Source organism: Acidimicrobiales bacterium, assembly GCA_025455885.1.
Taxonomy (GTDB): domain Bacteria; phylum Actinomycetota; class Acidimicrobiia; order Acidimicrobiales; family Acidimicrobilacustridaceae; genus Rhabdothermincola_A.
On the sequence record JALOLR010000008.1, the window covers coordinates 273278 to 293585 of the forward strand.

Genomic DNA, 20308 nt, shown 5'->3' on the forward strand with positions numbered 1-20308 from the left:
GACACGCCCGCCCGCCCGACGGCGGGGAGCGCCGGTCACAGAGTGGTGGGGTACGGGAACTTGGCGTCGACGCCACCGTCGACGACCAGGGTGCGCCCGGTGACGTAGCGGGCCAGGTCGCTCGACAGGAACAACGCCGCGGCGGCGATGTCGGACGTGGCCCCCATCCGGCCGAGAGGGGCGTTGGCGGCGTTGGCGGCGCGCTGTTCTTCGGTGAACGCCGCGTCCATGCGGGGGCTGAGGATGGTGCCCGGCGACACGGCGTTGGCGCGGACCCCCAGGGGCCCGAGCTCCACGGCCAGGGACTGCACCCACGCCATGAGCGCCGCCTTCGCGGCCCCGTAGGCGGCGTGCATGGGCGCGGCGGTGAGGCCGCTGACCGAGGCGATGAAGACCATGGTGCCGCCCCCGCTGCGGACCATCCGCCGCCCGCACTCCTGGGACAGCAGGTACGCGTGGCGCAGGCAGATGTCGATCTCCCAGTCGAAGGTCTCGTCCTCCATCTCGAGGATGGACTGCCACCGGGCCATGCCGATGATGTCGACGAGGCCGTCGATGCGCCCGAGCGCCTCCTCGGCCTCGACGGCCAGACGGGCGGCACCCTCGCGGGTCGTGACGTCGCCCACCCACGGCACCGCGACGGACCGACCGGTGGCGTCGTCGAGCTCGGCGGCGATGTCGGCGGCACGGTCGGGTTCGAGGTCGACGCACACCACCCGGGTGGCGCCCGCCTGGGCGAGGGCGTGGGCGGTCATGCGGCCCATGCCCTGCCCGGCTCCGGCCACGACGAAGCCCTTGCCGTCGAGGCGGAGCCGGTCGAGGAAGTCGGGGACCGGCGAGGGGTCGGAGGCGGTCACGCCATCACCACCCCGCCGTTGGGACGCAGCACCTGGCCGGTGACGAACCGGGAGGCGTCGCTGGCGAGGTAGAGCATCGCCCACGACTGGTCCTCAGGGGTCCCCGTCGTGCCGAGGGGGGACTGCGCCGCCCGGCCCCCCAGCAGCGCGTCGCGGGCCGCCTCGTCGACGGTGCCGTCGGCTCGTGTCCAGTTGCGCTGCACCATGGGGGTGTCGGTGAACCCCGGGGCGATGGCGTTGACGCGGATCCGGGCGGCGCCGAGCTCCGCCGCCGCGCACCGCGTGAGGTGGGAGACGGCGGCCTTGGTCATGGCGTACACCGACAAGGTGGGGGCGGGCATCTCGCCGCCCGCCGAGGACACGTTGATGATCGAGCCGCCGTTCTTCATGGCCCGACCGGCGGCGGCGATCCCCCAGTAGGTGCCCCAGAGGTTGACCCGCGTGACGAGCTCGACGTCGGCGGGGTCGGTGTCGACGATCAGGGAGTTGCGGATGACGCCGGCCACGTTGGCCCACACGTCGAGACGACCGCCGGCCTTCAACGCGGCGACGGCCAGGGCGTTGACCTGGTCGCGCTCGGCGACGTCGGTCGGCACGACGGTGGCGGTGCCGCCGGCCTCGGCGACCAGGGCGGCGGTGGCCTCGAGGCCCTCGACCCCGATGTCGGCGATCACGACGTCGGCTCCCGCCTGGGCGAAGGTGACGGCGGCCTGGCGACCGATGCCGCCCGCCGCCCCGGTGACGACGGCGGTGCGGCCGAGGAGCGAGAAGGTGGCGACGAGCTCGTCGGCGAGGGCCGGACGGTTCGGCGCCGGGGCAGCAGCCGACGCCCCGCCCGCGGCCTTCGAACGCAGGCCCGAGATCATGTCCATGGCGCGACCCGGGTCAGACGAGCGCGGCGCGGGCGTCGACCCGGTGGCCCCGCTTCTCGAGCTCGGGGATCACCTGCGTGCCGAGGAGCTCGAGGCAGCGCATGACCTTCTCGTGGGGCAGCATCCCGAACTGCACGTAGCAGAGCAGCTGATCGACGCCCGCCTCGTCGTAGCGGACGATCTTCTCGAGGCACTCCTCGGGGGTGCCGACGACGATCATGTCCTGGTCGATGTACTTCTGGACGTCGACGTCGCCCTTGATCGAGTCCTCGAGCAACGGGAAGACCTGCGCCTGCTCCTCGGGCGTGAGGTTGGGCAGCTCCCAGGCGAGGGTGAACTCGGCGAGGTGGCGGTACCACCAGGTGACCGAGTCCCAGAGGCCGTAGCCCCGGGCCTCGTCCATGTCGTCGGTGCAGTGGACGAGGGTGTAGGCCCCCACCCGGTCGTTGCGGACCTTGGTGAGGGGCTGATGGCCCTCGAGCTCGGCCTCGAGCTGGGCGGCCCGGTACTGGTTGATGATGTCGGCCATGGCCTCGACCGGCTGGAGCAGCGCGAAGGACAGCAGGCCGAACCCGTCGCGACCGGCGGTGACGGCCGACGGGGCGCTGGCCGCGGCGAGCCAGGGCGGCGGGTGCGGCAGCTGGTAGGGCTTCGGGGTCTGGATGCGCTCGGGGAACTGGATGAGGTCGCTGTCCCAGCTGATGCGCTCGTTCGTCCAGGCGGCCACCACGAACTCGACGGCCTCGCGCCACTGCGCCCGGCTGTCGTCGTTGGCGGGGACCCCGAAGGCGAGCTGCTCCATCGGCGTGGAGCGCCCGGTGCCCCACTCGACGCGACCGTGGCTCAACACGTCCACCGTCGCCACCTTCTCGGCGACACGGGCCGGGTGCTGGAACCCCGGCGGCATGAGGCTCACGCCGAAGCCGAGGCGGAGGTTCTCGGTGATGGTGGAGAGGGCCCCGAGCACCACCTCGTTGCTCGGGCAGGCCGAGCGGCCGTCACGGAAGTGGTGCTCGACGCACCAGACGGTGTTGAAGCCGAGGGTGTCGGCGAAGCGGATCTCCTCGACGGCCTCGTCGTAGCAGGCCTGCTCGGCGTTCATCTGGCCGTGCGGGAAGGGCTCGGGCCAGGGACCGACCTTGGGCTGGAACTCATAGAGCAGGTCGAGCTTCACGTGACGGGTCCCCCTGGTCGTCGTGCCCACCCCCGGCGAGCACCAATTTCGGTATTGCGAAAAGACTTTCGCTCTGTTAGAGACTAGGGCGTCCCCTGCCCCACCGTCAACGAGGTCCCGTGGCCCGACCCGCCCCCGCCGCCCAGCGCGCCCTGCAGGTCCTCGACCTGCTGGTGGCCCACCCCGGGCAGCCCCTCACCCTCACCGAGATCGTGCGCCGTACGGCCATGAGCCTCGGGTCGGCCCACGCCGTGCTGGCCACCCTCGAGACCGCGGGCTACGTCCGCCGGCACCCGAGCACCCGCACCTACGGCCTCGGTCCCGCCCTCGTCGCCGCCGGGGTCGTCGCCCTCGACACCTCCCCCGGCATCCGCCACGCCGTGCAGGGCGCCGCCGCCCTCGCCCGATCGGTCGGCACCGAGGTGGTGGTCAGTGCCGCCACCGCCGACGAGATCATCTTCCTCGCCCGCGCCGGGGCCGCATCGGCGCACGGCCCCGACCTCCGGGAGGGCGAACGGCTCCCCCTCGTCCCCCCGCTCGGTGCGGTGTTCCTCGCCTGGGCCGACGACGCCGAGGTCGAAGCCTGGCTGGCTCGTGATCCCGGACGCACCCCCGAGCGCGACCGACGCCACCGCGCCAACCTCGAGCTCACCCGCCAACGGGGCTACGCGGTCGCCGCCGCGTCGGACCTCCAGCGCGCGCTCGGCGACGCGGCGTCCGACCTCGCCGACGTCCCCCGCCACCACCACCTGCGCTCCGACGTGGGTGACCTCCTGGCGGCGCTGGCCGCGGGGCCCTATGCGCTCGACGCGCTCGAGGCCGACCGCACCTACGACGTCGGTGTGGTGGCCGCCCCGGTCTTCGACGTCGACGGCCACGTCGTCGCCGCCCTCACCGCGACCGGGTTCGCCCCCGGGCGCTCCGCCGGCGAGGTGGTGGCCGTCGCCGAGGCGGTGCGCGACGGCGCGGCGCTGGCCACCCGCGCGTCACGGGGGCGGGCGCCGGCGGGGTGACGGACCCGCCGTCAGCCGGTGGCGCCGGTGACCCGGCGCACGAACTCCGCGATCTCCTCCACCGCGGCGACGGCCTCCGGGAAGGCCGGGTAGCTCATCGGCCAGATGTGGGGCATCTCCGGTTCGACGTGGAGGTCGACGTCGACCCCGACGGCGCTCGCCCGGGCGGCGAGGCGGAGGGCGTCGTCGAGGAGCACCTCCACGTCACCGACCTGCACGAGCATCGGGGGTGCGCCCGTCCAGTCGCCGAACACCGGGGAGGCCAGCGGGTCCTCGGCGTCGTGCCCGGCGAGGTACATGTCGGCGGCGACCGTGGCCGACTCCCCGGAGAACAGCCGATCGGTGTCGGCGTTCGACACGTAGCTCGACGCGGTGACGGTGAGGTCGACCCACGGCGACGAGCAGACCACCCCCGCCGGGGCCGGGAGGTGCTCGGCGCGGGCCCGGAGCACCAACGAGGCCGCCAGCCCCCCGCCGGCGGAGTCGCCGGCCACCACCAGGCGCCCGGGCGCGACGCCGTCGTCGAGCAGGGCGCGATAGGCCGCGATCGTGTCGTCGAGGGCCGCCGGGTAGGTGTGCTCGGGGGCGAGGCGGTAGTCGACGGTGACCACCCGGGCCCCGATCACCGCCGCCAGGTGCGACGAGTAGGCGCGGTAGGCCAGCGCCGACGCGATGCGGAACCCGCCGCCGTGGAGGTACAGCACGACCGGTGCGACGATCGGGTCGAGGTCGTCGGGCCGGCACTCCACCGCCGGCACCCCGCCGACGGTGACCTCCCGGGCCGTGACGCCCCCGGCCAGAGGGATCTGGGCCATGGCGGCGTCGATCCGGGCCCGCTGCTCCGGCACCGTCTCGTCCGGCGGCGGTGGCGGGGCGGCCGCCATGCGCTCGGCCAGGGCGTGGAACTCGTCGCTCGCCATGGCCGCCGACGCTACCGCGCCGACCCCGTGACGGTCCCCGGTGACCCCCCGAAGGGGATCCCCGCCCCGGTCAACCCGGGGTCGGGGCGGGGGCCTGGCCGGTGTTGCCGAGCCAGCTCTCGTAGAGCGCCGCGTACCGACCACCCGCCGCGACCAGCTCGTCGTGGTGGCCCCGCTCGACGAGCACCCCGGCGTCGAAGACCAGCACCAGGTCGGCCGCCTCGGCGGTGGAGAGCCGGTGGGCGACGCTGAACGTGGTGCGGCCCTCGGCCAGCCGCTGCAGCGCGGTGGTGAGGGCCCGCTCGGTGCGGGGGTCGACGGCGCTGGTCGCCTCGTCGAGCACCAGGAGCCCGGGGTCGCCCAGGTGGGCACGGGCCAGGGCGACGAGCTGACGCTCGCCCACCGAGAGGTTCTCGCCCCGCTCACCGACCTCGCACCCGAGCCCGCCGGGCAGCCCCTCCACCCACGACGACAGACCCAGGTCGGCGACCGCGGCGGCCACCTCGGCATCGGTGGCACCGGCGCGGCCCATGCGGACGTTCTCGGCCAGGGTGGTGTCGAAGACGAACCCCTCCTGGGGCACGAGGCGCACCCGCTGGTGACGGGCCGACGGGGCGACCTCCCGGAGGTCGACCCCCCCGATCACGATCCGACCGGCCGTCGGGTCGGCGAGACGGACGAGCAGCCGGGCGAAGGTGGTCTTGCCCGAACCGGTCTCGCCGACGACCGCCACCGACGTTCCCGCCGCGACCTCGACGGCGACGTCGCGCAGCACCGGCGGACCCGTCCGGTAGCGGAAGCCGACCGCCTCGACGCGCACGTCGAGCGCCCCGGCGGGCAGCGGTCGGCCCGGATCGGGCTCGACGACCTCGATCGGCTGGTCGAGCACGTCGAACACCCGCCGCCAGCCGGCGATCGCCGTCTGGGTCTGGTCGAGCACCTCGCCGAGCTCGCCGACGGGACCGAGGATGAGCTGCACGAGGAACAGGCAGGCCAGCAGCCCCCCTGCGTCGAGGCCCCACTCGGGGCCCCACCAGACGCCCGCCGCGGTGACCGCGGCCAGGGTGACGGCCCCGAACGCGTCGCCCAGGGGGAACATGAACGCGAACCACCGGGCGGCGCTCATCTCGGCGCGGTACTGGCGGTCGGCGGCGGCGTCGAGGCGGGCCAGCGACCGGCGACGTAGCCCGTAGGCGCGCACGGCGGCGGCGCCCTGCACCGCCTCGGACATCTCCCCCATGGTCGCCGACACCCGGTCGCGCACCTGCCCGTAGGCCACGAGCTGGCGGCGCTGCATGTACCGGAAGGTCGGGAAGAGGGGAAGGGCGATGACCACGGTGAGCAGGGCGAGCTGCCAGGCGTAGAACGCCATCACCACCAGGGTGCCGGCGATCACCACGGTGTTGACGATCCAGGCGACCGCGCCGTACTGCGCGAACCGGGCGATGGTCTCCACGTCGCTCGTGATCCGGGACGTGAGCTCACCCCTCCGGGACTCGTCGTGGTCGGCGGCGGAGAGGCGGTGGACGTGGGCGAAGGCCCGGACTCGCAGCGACCGCAGCATCGCCTCGGCGGCCGCGACGAGGCGCAGGTAGGTGAACCGGCTGAGCACCGCCACCACGAGGATGACGGCCGCACCGATCCCGCAGATGCCGAACACCACGTCGGCCTGGAAGCCTTCGTCGGCGAGCAGGCCCTTGTCGACGACCTGTTGCACGAGGACCGGGATCGTGAGCCGACCGACCGCCGACAGCACCGCGAAGAGGACGGTCAACCAGAGCCCGCGCCGCAGCTCGGGGCTCTCACGGAGCCCACGGCGCAACACGGCGACCGCGCCCGCCCCCAGGATGCCGTCCTCGTCGCCCACCGGGCCCCCGAGGCGATCGCCGCGGACCTGGCCGGTCGGGTCGTCGAAGGCCTCGGCGTGCTCGAGGGCCAACAGCTCGTCGTGGCCGTCGGGACGTTCGGGCGGCGCGACGGTCACGACGGTGCCTCGTCGGCGTAGGCCCGCACCAGCCGGGCGTAGGTGGGGTCGCGGGCCACGAGGTCGTCGTGGGACCCGGTGTCGACCACCCGGCCGTCGGCCAGGTGGATCACCCGGTCGGCGAGCTCGATCGTGGAGAGGCGATGGGCGACCACGAGGGTGGTGCACGCCAGGGTGGCCCGCAGGTCGGCGAGGATGGCCGCCTCGACGGTGGGGTCGACGGCGCTGGTGGCGTCGTCGAGGACCAGGACCCGCGGCCGCCGCAGCAGCGCCCGGGTGAGGGCGAGGCGTTGGCGCTGCCCGCCCGACAACGAGACGCCCCGCTCGCCGAGCTCGGTCTCCCAGTGCTGCGGGAGGCGGCCCACGAACTCGGCGGCGTGCGCGACCGAAGCCGCGGCGACCAGCGCCGAGTCGTCGACGGGCTCGCCGAGCGTGACGTTCTCACGCACGGTGTCGGCGAAGAGGAAGGTCTCCTGGAAGACGAGCGCCACGGCACCGCGCACGTCGTCGGGTTCGGCGGCGCGCAGGTCGACGCCGCCCAGGCGCACCACCCCGGCGTCGGGATCGAGCAGGCGAGGAAGGAGCTCGCACAGGGTGGACTTGCCCGACCCGGTGGCCCCGACGAGGGCGACGACCTCGCCCGGCTCGACGCGGAGGGAGACCTCGTCGAGCACCGGGGGGTCGTCGCCGTGGGCGAAGGAGACCCCGACGAGCTCGACGCCCAGGGGCCCGTCGGGCAGCGGCGTGGCCATGTCCACCTCGGGTGACGGCTCGGCCGGCGTCGTCATGACAGCGTCGAGGCGCTCGCTGGTCACCACCGCCCTCGGGAGCTCCTGGAGGAAGAACCCGATGACCCGCATCGGGAAGGCCAGGAGGCCGAACAGGGCGGTGGCCTGCACCACCTGGCCGACGTCGATGCGACCGATGGAGACCTGCCACGCGCCGATGACCAGGAGGGCGACGATGCCCAGGTTCGGGAGGGCGTCGATGACCGGCTCGAACGTCGCCCGGATGCGCCCGACGTCGAGGCGGGCGGCGCGCAGGCGGTCGGCGGCGCCGTCGAGGCGCTCGACCTCGGCGTCGGCCCGGCCGAGGGTGCGCACCGCCAGCGACCCGTCGAAGCTCTCGTGGGCGATCCGGGAGACCTCACCCACCCGGGCCTGCACCTCGCCGATCGGGACCTCCGCCCGGGCGGTGTAGAGGCGGTTGACGAGCGCGAGGGCGGGGAACAACAGCACGGCGACCAGCATGAGGGCCCAGTCGACGGTGGCCAGGCTGATGACGGCGAACACCACGAGGGTGAGGACACCGAGGCTGAACGGCAACGCGTTGAGGACCTCGGTCGAGGCGATGATGTCGTTGTCGGCGTGGGCCAGGAGCTGACCGGTCGGGGTGTCGCGGTGGAACCGCAGAGGGGCGTCGACGTAGACGCGGCTCAGCCGGCGCCGCCAGTCCCGTTGCGTCCGGAACGTGAGTAGGGCCGCGAAGTAGCGGCGCATGACGATCGTCGAGCCGCGGAGCAGGCCGATGGCCAGGAGGGCCCCGGCCGCCCCGATCACCGTGGCGGCGTCGACCTCGCCGTCCTGGAACGAGGGCAGGATCACCGAGTTGGTGATCCGGCCGAGCACGACGGTGGTGCCGACGGCGGCCGCCGCGTAGACCACCGCGCCGGTGATCGAGACGAGGAAGACCAGCGGGTAGGCGCGCACGTAGCGCCGCAGGAGCCGGGCACCCCGCCGGGGGACCCCGGTCACCCGGGTGGGGGCGGCGGTGATCGGCTCGGTCATGGCCGAGCCAGCGTAGGCCCGGGCCCCAGGCGCCACGCCCGGGTTCAGGCCCCGGCGCGCAGCCGATCGATGATGGTGTTGAAGGTGGCGCTGGGACGCATGGCCGCGTCGACGAGGTCCCGGTCCGGGTCGTAGTAGCCCCCGATGTCGACCGGTTCGCCCTGCACCGCGTCGAGCTCGCCGATGATGTCGGCCTCGGCGGCGGCGAGGTCGGCGGCCACGGCGCGGAACCGGGCGGCCAGCGCCGGGTCGCGGTCCTGGGCGGCCAGCTCGGCCGCCCAGTGGAGGGCGAGGTAGACGTGGGACCCGCGGTTGTCGATCTCGTGGACCCGGCGTGACGGCGAGCGGTTCTCGTCGAGGATGCGCCCCGTCGCCCGGTCCAGGGTCTCGGCGAGGATCCGGGCGGTCGGGTTGTCACCGACGGTGGCGAGGTGCTCGAGCGAGGCGGCCAGCGCCAGGAACTCGCCGAGGGAGTCCCATCGGAGGTGGTTCTCGCGCACGAACTGCTGGACGTGCTTGGGAGCCGACCCGCCGGCGCCGGTCTCGAAGAGCCCCCCGCCGCCCATGAGCGGCACGATCGACAGCATCTTGGCGCTGGTGCCGAGCTCCATGATCGGGAACAGGTCGGTGAGGTAGTCGCGAAGGACGTTCCCGGTGACCGAGATGGTGTCCTCCCCGCGACGGGCCCGCTCGACCGACACGCGGGTCGCGTCGACCGGGGCCAGGACCGAGATGTCGAGCCCGTCGGTGTCGAGCGTGGCGAGCTCGCGGGTCACCTTGGCGATCACCTCGGCGTCGTGGGCCCTCGTCTCGTCGAGCCAGAACACCGCCGGTGCGCCACTGGCCCGGGCCCGGGCGACGGCCAGCGCCACCCAGTCCCGCACCGGGGCGTCCTTCGTCCGACAGGCCCGCCAGATGTCGCCCGCCTCGACCTCGTGCTCGAGGAGCACCACATCGCGGTCGTCGACCACCCGCACGGTGCCCGACGTCAGGACCTCGAAGGTGGTGTCGTGGGAGCCGTACTCCTCGGCCTTGCGGGCCATGAGCCCGACGTTGGGCACCGAGCCCATGGTGGCGGGGTCGAAGGCGCCGTTGGCGCGACAGTCGTCGATGACGACCTGGTACACCCCGGCGTAGCTCGAGTCCGGGATGACGGCCTTGGTGTCCTGTTGCTCGCCCTGGGCGTTCCACATCTGCCCGGAGGTGCGGATCATGGCCGGCATCGACGCGTCGACGATGACGTCGCTCGGCACGTGCAGGTTGGTGATCCCCCGATCGCTGTCGACCATCGCCAGGTGGGCCCCACCGGCCATCGCCTTCGCGATGTCGGCCTCGATCTCGGTCTGCTCGGTGTCGGTGAGGGCGGTGATGCGGGCGAGCAGGTCGGCCAGACCGTCGTCGGGGTCCACGCCGAGACGCTCGAAGGTCTCGGCGTGGCGGGCGAAGACCTCGGCGAAGTAGGTCGTGACGCCGTGGCCGAAGATGATCGGGTCGGAGACCTTCATCATCGTGGCCTTCAGGTGCAACGAGAACAGCACCCCGAGGCGCCGGGCGTCGGCCATCTGCTCGGCGAGGAAGGCCCGCAGGGCCCGCACGCTCATGAACGTGGCGTCGACGATCTCGCCAGCCTCGGCGGCCAGATCGTCCTTCAGTACGATGACACGACCGTCGCCGTCGGTCAGCTCGACCCGGAGCCGGCCGGCCCGCTCGAGGGTGACGGATCGCTCGTTGGCCCGGAAGTCGCCCCCGGTCATCGTGGCCACGTGGGTCCTCGACTCGGGCGACCAGGCGCCCATCGAGTGGGGGTGACTGCGGGCGTAGGCCTTCACCGAGGCCGGCGCCCGACGGTCCGAGTTGCCCTCGCGCAGCACCGGGTTGACCGCCGACCCCTTGACCCGGTCGTACCGGACCTTCACGTCGACCTCGGCGGGGGTGGTCGGCTCGTCGGGGTACTCGGGAAGGGCCATCCCCCGCTGCTGGAGCTCGGCGATGGTCGCCTTGAGCTGGGGCACCGAGGCGGAGATGTTGGGGAGCTTGATGATGTTGGCCTCGGGTCGCGTGACCAGCTCGCCCAGCTCGGCGAGGTCGTCGCCGACCCGCTGCTCGGTCGTGAGCGCCTCGGGGAACGCGGCGAGGACCCGGGCGGCGAGGGAGATGTCGCGCACCTCGACGTCGACGCCGGCGACCGAGGTGAACGCCTCGATCACGGGAAGGAGCGAGGCCGTGGCGAGGGCGGGGGCCTCGTCGGTCCAGGTGTAGATGATGGTGTGCGGTGTCGCCATGGGAGCTTCCGGTCGCGCGCGGATGAGACGGCGCCCGTCAGCCAGGGGCGCCGCGGGCATCTTCTCACGATCCGGTCCGGGCGCTGCCCGGACGGCGGCGGACGATGTCAGCCGGCGCCGGGCAGACCGAGGTTGGCGGCGATCACACGCGTCGCCGTCGACCGGTTCAACGTGTAGAAGTGCAGGCCGGGCACGCCGGCGTCGAGGAGCTCCCGACACAGCTCGGTGGCCAGCTCCACACCGAGGGCCCGCACCGCGTCCTGGTCGTCGGAGACCGCGTCGAAGCGGTCGGCGAGGTGGGGAGGGAACTCGGCCCCGGCGAGGGTGGCGAACCGGGCCACCTGGGTGGCGTTGGTGACCGGCATGATGCCGGGCAGCACCGGCTTGTCGCAGCCCAGCGCGTCGAGCTCGTCGACCATCCTGAGGTAGGGCTCGGCCTCGAAGAAGAACTGGGTGATGCCGAAGTCGGCCTCGGCCAGCTTGGCGGCCAGGTGACGGCGGTCAGAGGCCATGTCGGGCGAGCGGGGGTGGCCCTCGGGGTGGGCGGCCACGCCGATCGAGAAGTCACCGACCTCGCGGACGAGGCGCACCAGGTCGAGGGCGTACTCGAACTGGTCGGGCGGGGCGTCGGCCGGCTGGTCGACCGGTGGGTCGCCGGCCAACGCCAGGATGTTGGCGATCCCGGCATCGCGGTACTCGGCGAGGAGGCCCACGAGCTGCTCGCGGGTGTGGGCGGCACAGGTGAGGTGCGCCATGGCCGTGACCCCGGCGTCGCGCTCGATGTGGATGACCACGTCACGAGTCCGGTCGCGGGTGGACCCGCCGGCGCCGTAGGTGACCGAGACGAACGACGGCCGCAGAGGAGCCAGCTCGCCGATGACCTTCTCCAGCTCGCGAGCCGCCTCGTCGGTCTTCGGGGGGAAGAACTCGAACGAGCACGTGGGCCCTGCGGCGAGCAGGTCGGCGATCTTGGCCATGGACGGCCCAGGTTACGAGGCGGGGCGACGCTCGGCGGCCTCGACGGTGTTGACGAGGAGCATCGCCCGGGTCATGGGGCCCACACCACCGATGCGCGGCGACAGCCACCCGGCGACGTCGGCCACCTCGTCGGCCACGTCCGAGACGAGGCGGCGGCCCTCGAAGGACACCCCGGCGGCCACGACCGCCGCACCGGGCTTGACCATGTCGGCGGTGATGAGCCCGGGCGCACCGGCGGCGGCGACCAGGATGTCGGCCTGGCGGGTGTAGGCACCGAGGTCGGCCACGCCGGTGTGCACCACGGTGACCGCGGCGTTGGCGTGGGGGCGCTTGAGGGTGAGCAGGTTGGCGAGCGGACGACCGATGGTGAGGCCGCGCCCGACGATGACGACGTGGCGGCCGGCGATCGGCACGCCGTGGTGGACGAGCAGGGCCTGGATGCCCGCCGGGGTGCACGGCAGGGGCCCCTCAACGCCCTGCACGAGCCGGCCGAGGTTGACGGGGTGCAGCCCGTCGACGTCCTTGGCGGGGTCCACGGCGAGGAGGGCGGCCTCGAAGTCGAGGTGCCCCGGGAACGGGTACTGCATCAGGTAGGCGTCGACGGCGGGGTCGGCGTTGAAGCGGGTGACGACCTCGAGGACGTCGTCCTGCGTGGCGTCGGCGGGGAGGTGGGCGTGGTACGAGGCGATGCCGAGCGCCTCGCAGTCACGGTGCTTCATGGCGACGTAGTTGGCCGACGGACCGTCGTCGCCCACCAGGACCGTCCCCAACCCGGGCGTGACGCCGGCCGCCACCAGCCGCTCCACCCGGACCGCGAGCTCGGCCTTGATCCCGTCCGCCACCGCTTCACCGTCGAGGACCTGCGCCGTCATGGGCGCCGACCCTACCCTTGCGGGGCCATGCCCCCCTCCGTCACCTCGGCGCCCGCCCGGCTCCGCACTGCCCTGGCCATCGGTCCGATCGCGCTCGACGTGCCGGTCGTACTCGCGCCCATGGCGGGCATCACCAACCGGGCGTTCCGCCGGTTGTGCCGGGAGTTCGGGGGAGGGCTGTTCGTGAGCGAGATGGTCAACGCCCGGGGCCTCGTCGAGGGCGGCGAGAAGTCGTGGCAGCTGGCGGCCTTCGACCCGGACGAGTCGCCCCGGTCGATCCAGCTGTACGGCACCGATCCCCGCATCGTCGCGGAGGCCGTGCGCCGGCTGGTGGGCGACGGCCACGTCGACCACGTCGACCTCAACTTCGGGTGCCCGGCGCCGAAGGTCACCCGCCACGGGGGTGGGGCGGCGTTGCCGGCCCGTCCGCGCCTGTTCGCCGCCGTGGTCGCCGCCGCCGTGGAGGCAGCCGGTCCGGTGCCGGTCACGGTGAAGATGCGCACGGGGCTCGACGACGGCCGGTTGACGTTCCTCGGCGCAGGTCGCGCCGCGGTCGACGTGGGCGCGGCGGCCGTGGCGCTGCACGCCCGCACCGCCGAGCAGCGCTACTCGGGCCGGGCCCGGTGGGCGGCGATCGGCGAGCTGGTCGACGTGGTGGACGGCGACGCCCCCGTGCTCGGCAACGGCGACATCTGGGTGGCGTCCGACGCACCGGCGATGATGGCCTCGACCGGGTGCGACGGCGTCGTGGTGGGTCGCGCCTGCCTGGGTCGCCCGTGGTTCTTCGCCGAGTTGGCCGCCGTCTTCGCCGGCGAGGCCCCGGCGCCGCCTCCCGACCTCGGCGGCGTCGTCGAGGTGGCCTGCCGCCACGCCCGGCTGCTGGCCGAGGCCGTCGGCGCCGAGCGCGCCGTGCCCCAGATGCGCAAGCACCTCGGGTGGTACCTCACGGGCTTCCCGGTGGGCGGCGACGTGCGACGGGCGCTCATGGCCGACATGGGCCTCGACGAGCTCGAGTCCCGCCTGCGGGCCCTCGACCCCACGCTGCGCCAGCTCCCTGGGGCCGACGGTCTCCCCCGGGGCACGCAGGCCGGGCTCCACCCGGTGGTCGTGCCCGACGGGTGGCTGGACGGCGCCAGTGCCGAGGCCCCCGACGCCGCCGCCGACGCGGCGGTCAGCGGTGGCTGACCCCTCGACACCGGCGAGCCACCCGCCGGAGGCGGCGCCGACCCGGCTCGTGCTGGCCTCGGGCTCCCCGCGGCGCCGGGAGATGCTCGAGGAGATCGGCGTCGTCTTCGACGTCCGACCGTCCGACGTCGACGAAGCACCCCTCGCCGGCGAGGACGGCCCGACGTACGTGGCCCGGCTCGCCGCCGAGAAGGCCCTGGTCGCCGCCCGTCCGGACGCGGTGGTGCTCGCCGCCGACACGACCGTCGACCTCGACGGCGACCTGCTCGGCAAGCCCGCCGACCGGGACGAGGCGCTCGGGCTGTTGCACCGGCTCTCGGGGAGCACGCACCACGTGCACACCGGCGTGGCGGTGGCCTGGTTCGAGGGCGAGGACGCGACGGGCCCGAGCGTGCTCACCGGTGTGGCCACGACCCAGGTGAGCATCGCCGAGCTCCCTGCGGCATGGATGGACTGGTGGGTGTCCGGGCCCGAGCCCTACGACAAGGCCGGCGGCTACGCCCTCCAGGGATCCGGGGGCGTGTTCGTCACGTCGATCCACGGCAGCCCGAGCAACGTCGTGGGCCTCCCGCTCGACCTCGCCGCCCGGCTGCTCGCCGAGTCCGGCCACGACCTGTTGTCGTTCCTGCCCCCGGGCTGAGCCCCGCGTCAGCGCGGCGCGGGAGCGACCAGCTCGACGGCGTTGCCGTCGGGGTCGAGGAGCGGCAACGACGGCTTGCCGAGCTCGAGCACGACGCCGTCGTGGCGGATGCCGCACACGGTGAGGTGGTCGGCCCACGCCTCGAGCGACGGCCCGTCGGGCACGGCGAACGCAAGGTGGTCGAGCGGCGAGGTCGAGAGATCGAGCGCCCCCGCCGGGGAGAGGACCACCACCAACCGGGCGGCCCGCTGGCGCAGGGCGACGGTGTCGGGCAGCTCGACGAGCACCTCCATCCCGAGCACGGTCGTGTACCACGCCTGCGACGCCGCCACGTCGGCGACGCGCAGCTGGACGTGCGAGAACCCGGTGACCGGGCTGACGGGGGTGACCGGGTGCTCGGGGACGGCGGTCATCGGGGGCGCTCCGTTCGGGTCGTCGATGGGACCATGACCTCAGTGGCGGAAGTGGCGCTCACCGGTGACGACCATGGCCAGGCCGTGCTCGTCGGCCGCGGCCACGACCTCGTCGTCGCGGATCGACCCGCCCGGCTGCACCACGCAGGTGGCCCCGGCCTCGATGGCGCCGTCGAGGCCGTCGGGAAAGGGGAAGAAGGCGTCGGACGCGTACACCCCGCCGACCGCCCGCCCGGCGGCCTTCTCGCCGGCGAGGCGGCCGGCGTCACGGCGGTTCTGCTGGCCGCAGCCGATCCCGACGGCGGCGCCGTCCTTCACGAGGACGATGGCGTTCGAGGTCACCTTGGCGACGACCCGCCAGGCGAGGTCGAGGTCGGCCCACTCGGCGTCGGTGGGCCGGCGGGCGGTGACGACCTGCCAACGGGAGCGGTCGACCGTGACGTGGTCGGCGGTCTGCACCAGGTACCCGCCGTCCACCGGGCGCAGCGACAGCTCGGGCACCGCGGGCGACCCGGCGGTGAGGATGCGCAGGTTCTTCTTCTCCTGCAGTCGGGCCAGGGCCTCGGGCTCGAAGGCCGGGGCCACGACCACCTCGGTGAACACCGGGGCGAGCGCCTCGGCCATCGCGAGGGTGACCGCACGGTTCACGGCGACGATGCCCCCGAAGGCCGACACCGGGTCGCACTCGTGGGCCCGGGTGTAGGCCGTCGCGATGTCGTCGGCCACGGCGACGCCGCAGGGGTTGGCGTGCTTGATGACCACCGCAGCCGGCCCCTCGCCGAGGGCGTGGACGAGCTGCCACGCCGCCTCGGTGTCGTAGACGTTGAGGTAGCTCATGTCTTTGCCGCCGTGCTGGGTGGCGCCGGCCCACCAGCCCTGCTCACCGCGGGTGGTGTACCGGGCCCCGACCTGGTGGGGGTTCTCCCCGTAGCGCAGCACCTGGGCCCGGTCGAGGGTGAGGGTGAGGGTGGACGGCAGCTCGTCCGGCGCGTCGCCCGGGGCGTCGTCGGGCCCCGGGCGGCCGGCGTCGAACCACGCCACGATCTCGGCGTCGTAGGCCGCGGTGTGGGCGAACGCGTCACGGGCCAGGGCCACCCGGGTCTCGGCGGACAGCGTGCCCGCGTCACGGAGCTCGCCGAGCACCTCGCCGTAGCGGTCGGGGTCGGTGACGATCCCCACGAAGGCGTGGTTCTTGGCCGCGGCGCGCACCATGGCCGGGCCGCCGATGTCGATCAGCTCGATGGAGGGCTCGGCCGAGAACGGGTAGAGGTTGGCCACGACGAGGTCGATGGGCTCGATGCCGTACTCGGCCATGTCGGCGCGATGGCTGGCGTCGGTCGGGTCGGCCAGGATGCCGCCGTGCACCTTGGGGTGCAGGGTCACCACCCGGTGGCCGAGGATGGCCGGCACACCGGTGAGCTCGGCGACGTCGGTGACGGGCACGCCCGCCTCGGCGATCGCCCGGGCGGTGCCGCCGCTCGACACGAGGTCCCACCCGAGGTCGTGCAACCCCCGGGCCAGGTCGACCACACCGGACTTGTCGTACACGGACAGAAGGGCCCTCACCGGACACTCCCCCTCTCGAGGATCTCGGAGATCGTCTGGACGTACAGGCGCCGCTCGACGCCCTTGATGCGCTCGTGGAGCGTCTCGACCGTGTCGTCGGGGAGGACGGGGACGGCCTCCTGGGCGAGGATCGGGCCGGCGTCGACCTCCTCGGTGGCGACGTGGACGGTGCAGCCGGTGACCTTGACCCCGAAGGCGAGGGCGTCGTCGACGGCGTGCCAGCCGGGGAAGGCCGGTAGCAGGGCCGGGTGGGTGTTCACGATCCGCTCGGGGAACGCCTCGAACATCCCCCGGCCGAGAATGGTGCCGAAGCCGGCCATGGCCACCAGGTCGACGTCCCAGCCCCGCAGCACCCCGACGAGCTCGGCGGTGTAGCCGTCGCGGTCGAAGTCACGGCCGTAGCTCGTGCGCTCGACGATCTCGCAGCTGACGCCATGGCTCGAGGCCACGTCCTGCGCGCCGCACGGTCGGTCGACGACGGCCACCGCCACGGCGATCCCGGCGGACAGGATGGCATCGAGGATCGTCCCGCTCCCCGATGCCAGCACAGCCAGTCGCATAGGCGGGCGAACCTACCAGTCACCCTGCCAGCCGCTCGACGGGTGGAGCGGACCGAGAGATGCCGGCGACGGACCCGGGCGCAGGGCGCGTGCGGGGTGACGCCCGGCCCGGGCAGACTGGATCCATGGAGCGCCTCCCGGCCACGACACCGACGACGTCGCCAGTGCGGACCCGGGGTGTCGGGCAGTGCGCGCTGATCGGTCTGGCCTGCGGGATCGGCGTCCCCTTCGCCGCCTGGGCACTGCGGCTGGGGGCGTTCAGCCTCGTCCTGTTGCCCCTCGTCGCCCTCGCCGTCGGGGCCGCCGTGGGGGGCGGCACCCGGATCAGCCCCCGCCGCGCCGGTGGCGCGTTCTTCGCCGGCGCAATGGTGTGGGCGGTGCTGGGGGCCGGCGGGGGTCTGCTCTGGCCGCTGCGGGTGCTGCTGGGGGCGCTGGCCACCGCCGTGGCCGCCGCAGCCTTCGCCACCGCGGTGGCGTGGCGTCAGCGGCGCCGGTCGGCGTCCGGCGCAGCGCTCGAACGTCCCTGAACGAGGCCGCCCGGGCCGGGTCAGGCCCAGCCGTGCTCGCGGACGACCTCGACCATCAGCTCGCCGGCCTCGGTGGGGTTCTTGCCGACCCGCACCCCGGCCGCCTCGAGCGCCTCCATCTTCGCGGCGGCGGTGCCCTTGCCACCGGAGACGATGGCGCCGGCGTGACCCATCTTCTTGCCGGCCGGGGCGGTGACGCCGGCGACGTAGGAGACGACCGGCTTGGTCATCTTGTCCTTGATGAACTCCGCAGCCTCTTCTTCCGCGGACCCACCGATCTCGCCGATCATCATCACGGCCTTGGTCTCGGGGTCGGCCTCGAACGCCTCGAGGCAGTCGATGAACGACGTGCCGGGCACCGGGTCGCCGCCGATGCCGACACAGGTGGTGACCCCGATGTCCTGCAGCTTGAGCTCGTAGAGGGCCTGGTAGGTGAGAGTGCCGGAGCGGCTCACGATGCCGACGGGACCGCCGGGCTTGGCGATCTCACCGGCGGTGATGCCGATGTTGCACTTGCCGGGGCTGATGATGCCGGGGCAGTTGGGGCCCAGGAGGCGCACGTTCGGGAAGTCGCGCTTGAGCTTGTTGTAGAACCAATGCAGACGATGAACTCCACGCCGCCCTCGGCGGCCTCCATCACCGCGCTGCGGACGCCCGGGGCGGGGATGAAGATGCAGCTGGCGTTGGCCCCGGTCTCGGCCACGGCGTCGGCCACCGACGCGAAGATCGGGATGCCGTCGACGTCCTCGCCGGCCTTCTTGGGGTTGGTGCCGGCGACCACGTTCGTGCCGTAGTCGCGGTTGCGCAGGCCGTAGAAGCGGCCCTGGGAGCCGGTGAGGCCCTGGTAGACGACCTTGGTGGTCTCGTCGACGAAGATGCTCATGGCAGGTCCTCAGTTCTTCCCGGCCAGCTCGACGGCCGTACGGGCCGCCTCGAGCATGGTGGGCCGGCTCTGCAGCTTGTCGGACAGGTGGGGCTCGAGCAGCGCCCGGCCCTCCTCGGCGTTGGTGCCGTCGAGGCGGATCACGATGGGAGCGGCGATGTCGACGCGCTCGAGGGCCTCGATGATGCCCTTCGCCACCTCTTCGCCCCGGGTGATGCCGCCGAAGATGTTGATGAAGATGCTCTTCACCTTGGGGTCGTCGTTGATGACCTGGAGGGCGCCGGCCATCACGTCCGCGTTGGCGCCACCCCCGATGTCGAGGAAGTTCGCCGGCTCACCCCCGACCTGGTTGACGACGTCGAGGGTGCTCATGGCGAGCCCGGCGCCGTTGGCGATGATGCCGACGTAGCCGTCGAGGCCCACGTACTGGAGGCCCTTCTCGTGGGCGGCCTCCTCGCGGGCGTCGCGCACCTGGGTGAGGGCGAAGTCGCCCCACTCGTGGCGGAACTCGGCGTTGTCGTCGAGGGTGACCTTGGCGTCGAGGGCGTGCACGGCACCGTCGGTCTTCACGATGAGCGGGTTGATCTCGGCGAGGTCGGCGTCACCCTCGGTGTAGGCGGTGTAGAGCTTGCGCAGCATCTCGACGGCGCCGTCGGTGACGTCGGGGTTGAGCTTCGCGGCGAGCACCCACTCCCGGGCGGCGTCCTCGGTGAGGCCGTCGACCGGATCGATCCAGATCTTGGCGATGGCATCGGGGTTGTCGACCGCCACCTGCTCGATCTCGACGCCGCCCTCGGCGGACAGCATGCCGAGGTGCTTCTTGGCCGAGCGGTCGAGGGTGAAGCTGGCGTAGTACTCCTCGGCGATGTCCGAGGCGTGCTCGATCCACACGATCCGCGTGATGTGGCCCTTGATGTCGAGGCCGAGGATGTTGCCGGCGTGCTCGCGGACGGCGTCGGCGTCGGGAGCGAACTTCACGCCTCCGGCCTTGCCGCGACCGCCGGCGTGCACCTGGGCCTTGACCATCACCGGGTAGCCGACCTCGTCGGCGGCCCTCACGGCCTGCTCGACGGAGTCGACGGCCCGCCCGTCGGAGACGGGGATGCCGAAGCGGGCGAAGAACTGCTTGCCTTGGTATTCGAGGAGATCCACGAGGCGACAACGTAGCCAGGTTGGTCCCGACCGACCCAAACGCCCCCTCGCGCCGCGACGTGATGTGGGGACGGGGGTGGTCGGCGGGGATACTGGACCCATGCCGGTGCAGCAGACCCCCAAGCGCAGCCCGAGGGCCATGGTGCTCGCCGTGGCCGGGATCGTGCTCGGGATCGCCCTCGTCCTCGGGCTGTTCGTGTTCGCCATCCCCTCGCTCACCGAGTCCGACACCATCGAGGTCCAGCTCGGCGACGACACCTTCGAAGCCGGCTCCGCGGCCCGCCTGTCACGGGCCATCGCCGCCGACGGGCCGTTGCTCTTCTCGGACGTGTCGAGCGGGCAGCGCGACATCTTCCTGCAGCACACCGGCACCTCCGAGACCGAGGACTGGTCGGCCTTCGACGCCCGCCGGCCCGGCCAGAGCCGGGACTGCTCGCTCGAGTGGCAACGCGACGCCGGCGAGTTCCGCGACCCGTGCGACGACACGGTCGTGCCGGCGACGGGCGAGGGCCTCTTGTCCTACCCCGTGACCGTCACCGACGACGGCGTGGTGATCGTCGACCTCAACCCCGACGACGAGTCCCCCGACACCACCTCGGAGTGACCGCCCGCCCGCCGGCGGGACCCGATCCGCCGGTGGCCG

At 73.3% G+C, this 20308-nt stretch carries 20 protein-coding genes; 5 read left to right on the top strand and 15 right to left on the bottom strand.

The window, feature by feature from the left end:
* Nucleotides 1-35: 35 nt before the first annotated feature.
* From MUE36_09060 to MUE36_09070, 3 genes are read right to left on the bottom strand one after another with little or no spacing between them, the layout of a single operon-like run.
* A complete protein-coding gene (locus tag MUE36_09060; GenBank protein MCU0311080.1) occupies nt 36-857 on the bottom strand; it encodes an SDR family oxidoreductase in 822 nt (273 codons plus the stop codon).
* A complete protein-coding gene (locus MUE36_09065) occupies nt 854-1729 on the bottom strand; it encodes an SDR family oxidoreductase (GenBank protein ID MCU0311081.1) in 876 nt (291 codons plus the stop codon). The genes MUE36_09060 and MUE36_09065 overlap by 4 nt, the downstream gene beginning before the upstream one ends.
* A gap of 13 nt (nt 1730-1742) precedes the next feature.
* Nucleotides 1743-2903 carry an LLM class flavin-dependent oxidoreductase gene (locus MUE36_09070; protein MCU0311082.1) on the bottom strand — a complete coding sequence of 387 codons (1161 nt, stop codon included), beginning with the start codon at nt 2901-2903 and terminating at the stop codon, nt 1743-1745.
* 119 nt (nt 2904-3022) lie between these two features.
* Here MUE36_09070 and MUE36_09075 point away from each other — a divergent pair, with 119 nt between their 5' ends.
* Nucleotides 3023-3916, top strand: coding sequence for a helix-turn-helix domain-containing protein (locus MUE36_09075; protein ID MCU0311083.1), 894 nt, complete (start codon nt 3023-3025; stop codon nt 3914-3916).
* Between the two features lie 11 nt (nt 3917-3927).
* Here MUE36_09075 and MUE36_09080 read toward each other — a convergent pair whose 3' ends face one another.
* From MUE36_09080 to MUE36_09105, 6 genes are all read right to left on the bottom strand, one after another.
* The gene (locus MUE36_09080; protein ID MCU0311084.1) at nt 3928-4836 is read right to left on the bottom strand and encodes an alpha/beta hydrolase; all 909 of its coding nucleotides are present in this window, start codon (nt 4834-4836) and stop codon (nt 3928-3930) included.
* Between the two features lie 70 nt (nt 4837-4906).
* Nucleotides 4907-6820 (bottom strand): ABC transporter ATP-binding protein/permease, encoded by a 1914-nt coding sequence (locus MUE36_09085; GenBank protein ID MCU0311085.1) that lies wholly within the window; start codon nt 6818-6820, stop codon nt 4907-4909.
* A complete protein-coding gene (locus tag MUE36_09090; GenBank protein ID MCU0311086.1) occupies nt 6817-8607 on the bottom strand; it encodes an ABC transporter ATP-binding protein/permease in 1791 nt (596 codons plus the stop codon). Before MUE36_09090 ends, MUE36_09085 begins: the two co-directional genes overlap by 4 nt.
* Before the next feature lie 44 nt (nt 8608-8651).
* Entirely contained in the window at nt 8652-10889 is a 2238-nt protein-coding gene (locus tag MUE36_09095; GenBank protein MCU0311087.1) for an NADP-dependent isocitrate dehydrogenase, read from the bottom strand.
* Between the two features lie 107 nt (nt 10890-10996).
* The gene (gene metF, locus MUE36_09100; protein ID MCU0311088.1) at nt 10997-11866 is read right to left on the bottom strand and encodes a methylenetetrahydrofolate reductase [NAD(P)H]; all 870 of its coding nucleotides are present in this window, start codon (nt 11864-11866) and stop codon (nt 10997-10999) included.
* 12 nt (nt 11867-11878) lie between these two features.
* Nucleotides 11879-12739, bottom strand: a complete 861-nt coding sequence (locus tag MUE36_09105) for a bifunctional 5,10-methylenetetrahydrofolate dehydrogenase/5,10-methenyltetrahydrofolate cyclohydrolase (protein MCU0311089.1) — start codon at nt 12737-12739, stop codon at nt 11879-11881.
* Nucleotides 12740-12766: 27 nt separating this feature from the next.
* Between MUE36_09105 and dusB the strand changes: the two genes are divergently transcribed.
* Nucleotides 12767-13924: a tRNA dihydrouridine synthase DusB gene (gene dusB / locus MUE36_09110; protein ID MCU0311090.1), complete on the top strand. Its 1158-nt coding sequence runs from the start codon at nt 12767-12769 to the stop codon at nt 13922-13924.
* The gene (locus MUE36_09115; protein MCU0311091.1) at nt 13917-14564 is read left to right on the top strand and encodes a Maf family protein; all 648 of its coding nucleotides are present in this window, start codon (nt 13917-13919) and stop codon (nt 14562-14564) included. Before dusB ends, MUE36_09115 begins: the two co-directional genes overlap by 8 nt.
* A gap of 8 nt (nt 14565-14572) precedes the next feature.
* On the opposite strand, the gene MUE36_09120 is transcribed toward MUE36_09115, so the two are convergent.
* The 3 genes from MUE36_09120 to purN are packed head-to-tail and all read right to left on the bottom strand — an operon-like array spanning nt 14573 to nt 17103.
* Nucleotides 14573-14977, bottom strand: coding sequence for a VOC family protein (locus tag MUE36_09120; protein MCU0311092.1), 405 nt, complete (start codon nt 14975-14977; stop codon nt 14573-14575).
* A gap of 39 nt (nt 14978-15016) precedes the next feature.
* Nucleotides 15017-16543, bottom strand: coding sequence for a bifunctional phosphoribosylaminoimidazolecarboxamide formyltransferase/IMP cyclohydrolase (gene purH / locus MUE36_09125; protein MCU0311093.1), 1527 nt, complete (start codon nt 16541-16543; stop codon nt 15017-15019).
* Nucleotides 16540-17103 (bottom strand): phosphoribosylglycinamide formyltransferase, encoded by a 564-nt coding sequence (gene purN, locus MUE36_09130; protein MCU0311094.1) that lies wholly within the window; start codon nt 17101-17103, stop codon nt 16540-16542. The genes purH and purN overlap by 4 nt, the downstream gene beginning before the upstream one ends.
* Nucleotides 17104-17228: 125 nt before the next feature.
* Here purN and MUE36_09135 point away from each other — a divergent pair, with 125 nt between their 5' ends.
* The gene (locus MUE36_09135; protein ID MCU0311095.1) at nt 17229-17630 is read left to right on the top strand and encodes a hypothetical protein; all 402 of its coding nucleotides are present in this window, start codon (nt 17229-17231) and stop codon (nt 17628-17630) included.
* Nucleotides 17631-17650: 20 nt separating this feature from the next.
* On the opposite strand, the gene MUE36_09140 is transcribed toward MUE36_09135, so the two are convergent.
* Genes MUE36_09140 through sucC form a run of 3 tightly spaced genes read right to left on the bottom strand, consistent with a single transcriptional unit; the run spans nt 17651 to nt 19665 of the window.
* Nucleotides 17651-18190: a hypothetical protein gene (locus tag MUE36_09140; protein ID MCU0311096.1), complete on the bottom strand. Its 540-nt coding sequence runs from the start codon at nt 18188-18190 to the stop codon at nt 17651-17653.
* A complete protein-coding gene (locus MUE36_09145) occupies nt 18082-18513 on the bottom strand; it encodes a hypothetical protein (GenBank protein MCU0311097.1) in 432 nt (143 codons plus the stop codon). Before MUE36_09145 ends, MUE36_09140 begins: the two co-directional genes overlap by 109 nt.
* 9 nt (nt 18514-18522) lie before the next feature.
* On the bottom strand, nt 18523-19665 hold the full coding sequence (gene sucC / locus MUE36_09150) for an ADP-forming succinate--CoA ligase subunit beta (GenBank protein ID MCU0311098.1): 1143 nt from the start codon (nt 19663-19665) through the stop codon (nt 18523-18525).
* A gap of 100 nt (nt 19666-19765) precedes the next feature.
* On the opposite strand from sucC, the gene MUE36_09155 reads away from it, so the two are divergent.
* Nucleotides 19766-20269, top strand: coding sequence for a hypothetical protein (locus tag MUE36_09155; GenBank protein ID MCU0311099.1), 504 nt, complete (start codon nt 19766-19768; stop codon nt 20267-20269).
* The last annotated feature ends 39 nt before the right edge of the window (nt 20270-20308 follow it).

Bases quoted from the DNA above. Each gene is read 5' to 3' on its own strand.
- MUE36_09065 (MCU0311081.1), bottom strand. From the start codon at position 1,729: ATGGACATGATCTCGGGCCTGCGTTCGAAGGCCGCGGGCGGGGCGTCG.
- MUE36_09080 (MCU0311084.1), bottom strand. From the start codon at position 4,836: ATGGCGAGCGACGAGTTCCACGCCCTGGCCGAGCGCATGGCGGCCGCC.
- MUE36_09090 (MCU0311086.1), bottom strand. From the start codon at position 8,607: ATGACCGAGCCGATCACCGCCGCCCCCACCCGGGTGACCGGGGTCCCC.
- MUE36_09095 (MCU0311087.1), bottom strand. From the start codon at position 10,889: ATGGCGACACCGCACACCATCATCTACACCTGGACCGACGAGGCCCCC.
- metF (MCU0311088.1), bottom strand. From the start codon at position 11,866: ATGGCCAAGATCGCCGACCTGCTCGCCGCAGGGCCCACGTGCTCGTTC.
- MUE36_09105 (MCU0311089.1), bottom strand. From the start codon at position 12,739: ATGACGGCGCAGGTCCTCGACGGTGAAGCGGTGGCGGACGGGATCAAG.
- dusB (MCU0311090.1), top strand. From the start codon at position 12,767: ATGCCCCCCTCCGTCACCTCGGCGCCCGCCCGGCTCCGCACTGCCCTG.
- MUE36_09120 (MCU0311092.1), bottom strand. From the start codon at position 14,977: ATGACCGCCGTCCCCGAGCACCCGGTCACCCCCGTCAGCCCGGTCACC.
- purN (MCU0311094.1), bottom strand. From the start codon at position 17,103: ATGCGACTGGCTGTGCTGGCATCGGGGAGCGGGACGATCCTCGATGCC.
- MUE36_09135 (MCU0311095.1), top strand. From the start codon at position 17,229: ATGGAGCGCCTCCCGGCCACGACACCGACGACGTCGCCAGTGCGGACC.
- MUE36_09145 (MCU0311097.1), bottom strand. From the start codon at position 18,513: ATGAGCATCTTCGTCGACGAGACCACCAAGGTCGTCTACCAGGGCCTC.
- MUE36_09155 (MCU0311099.1), top strand. From the start codon at position 19,766: ATGCCGGTGCAGCAGACCCCCAAGCGCAGCCCGAGGGCCATGGTGCTC.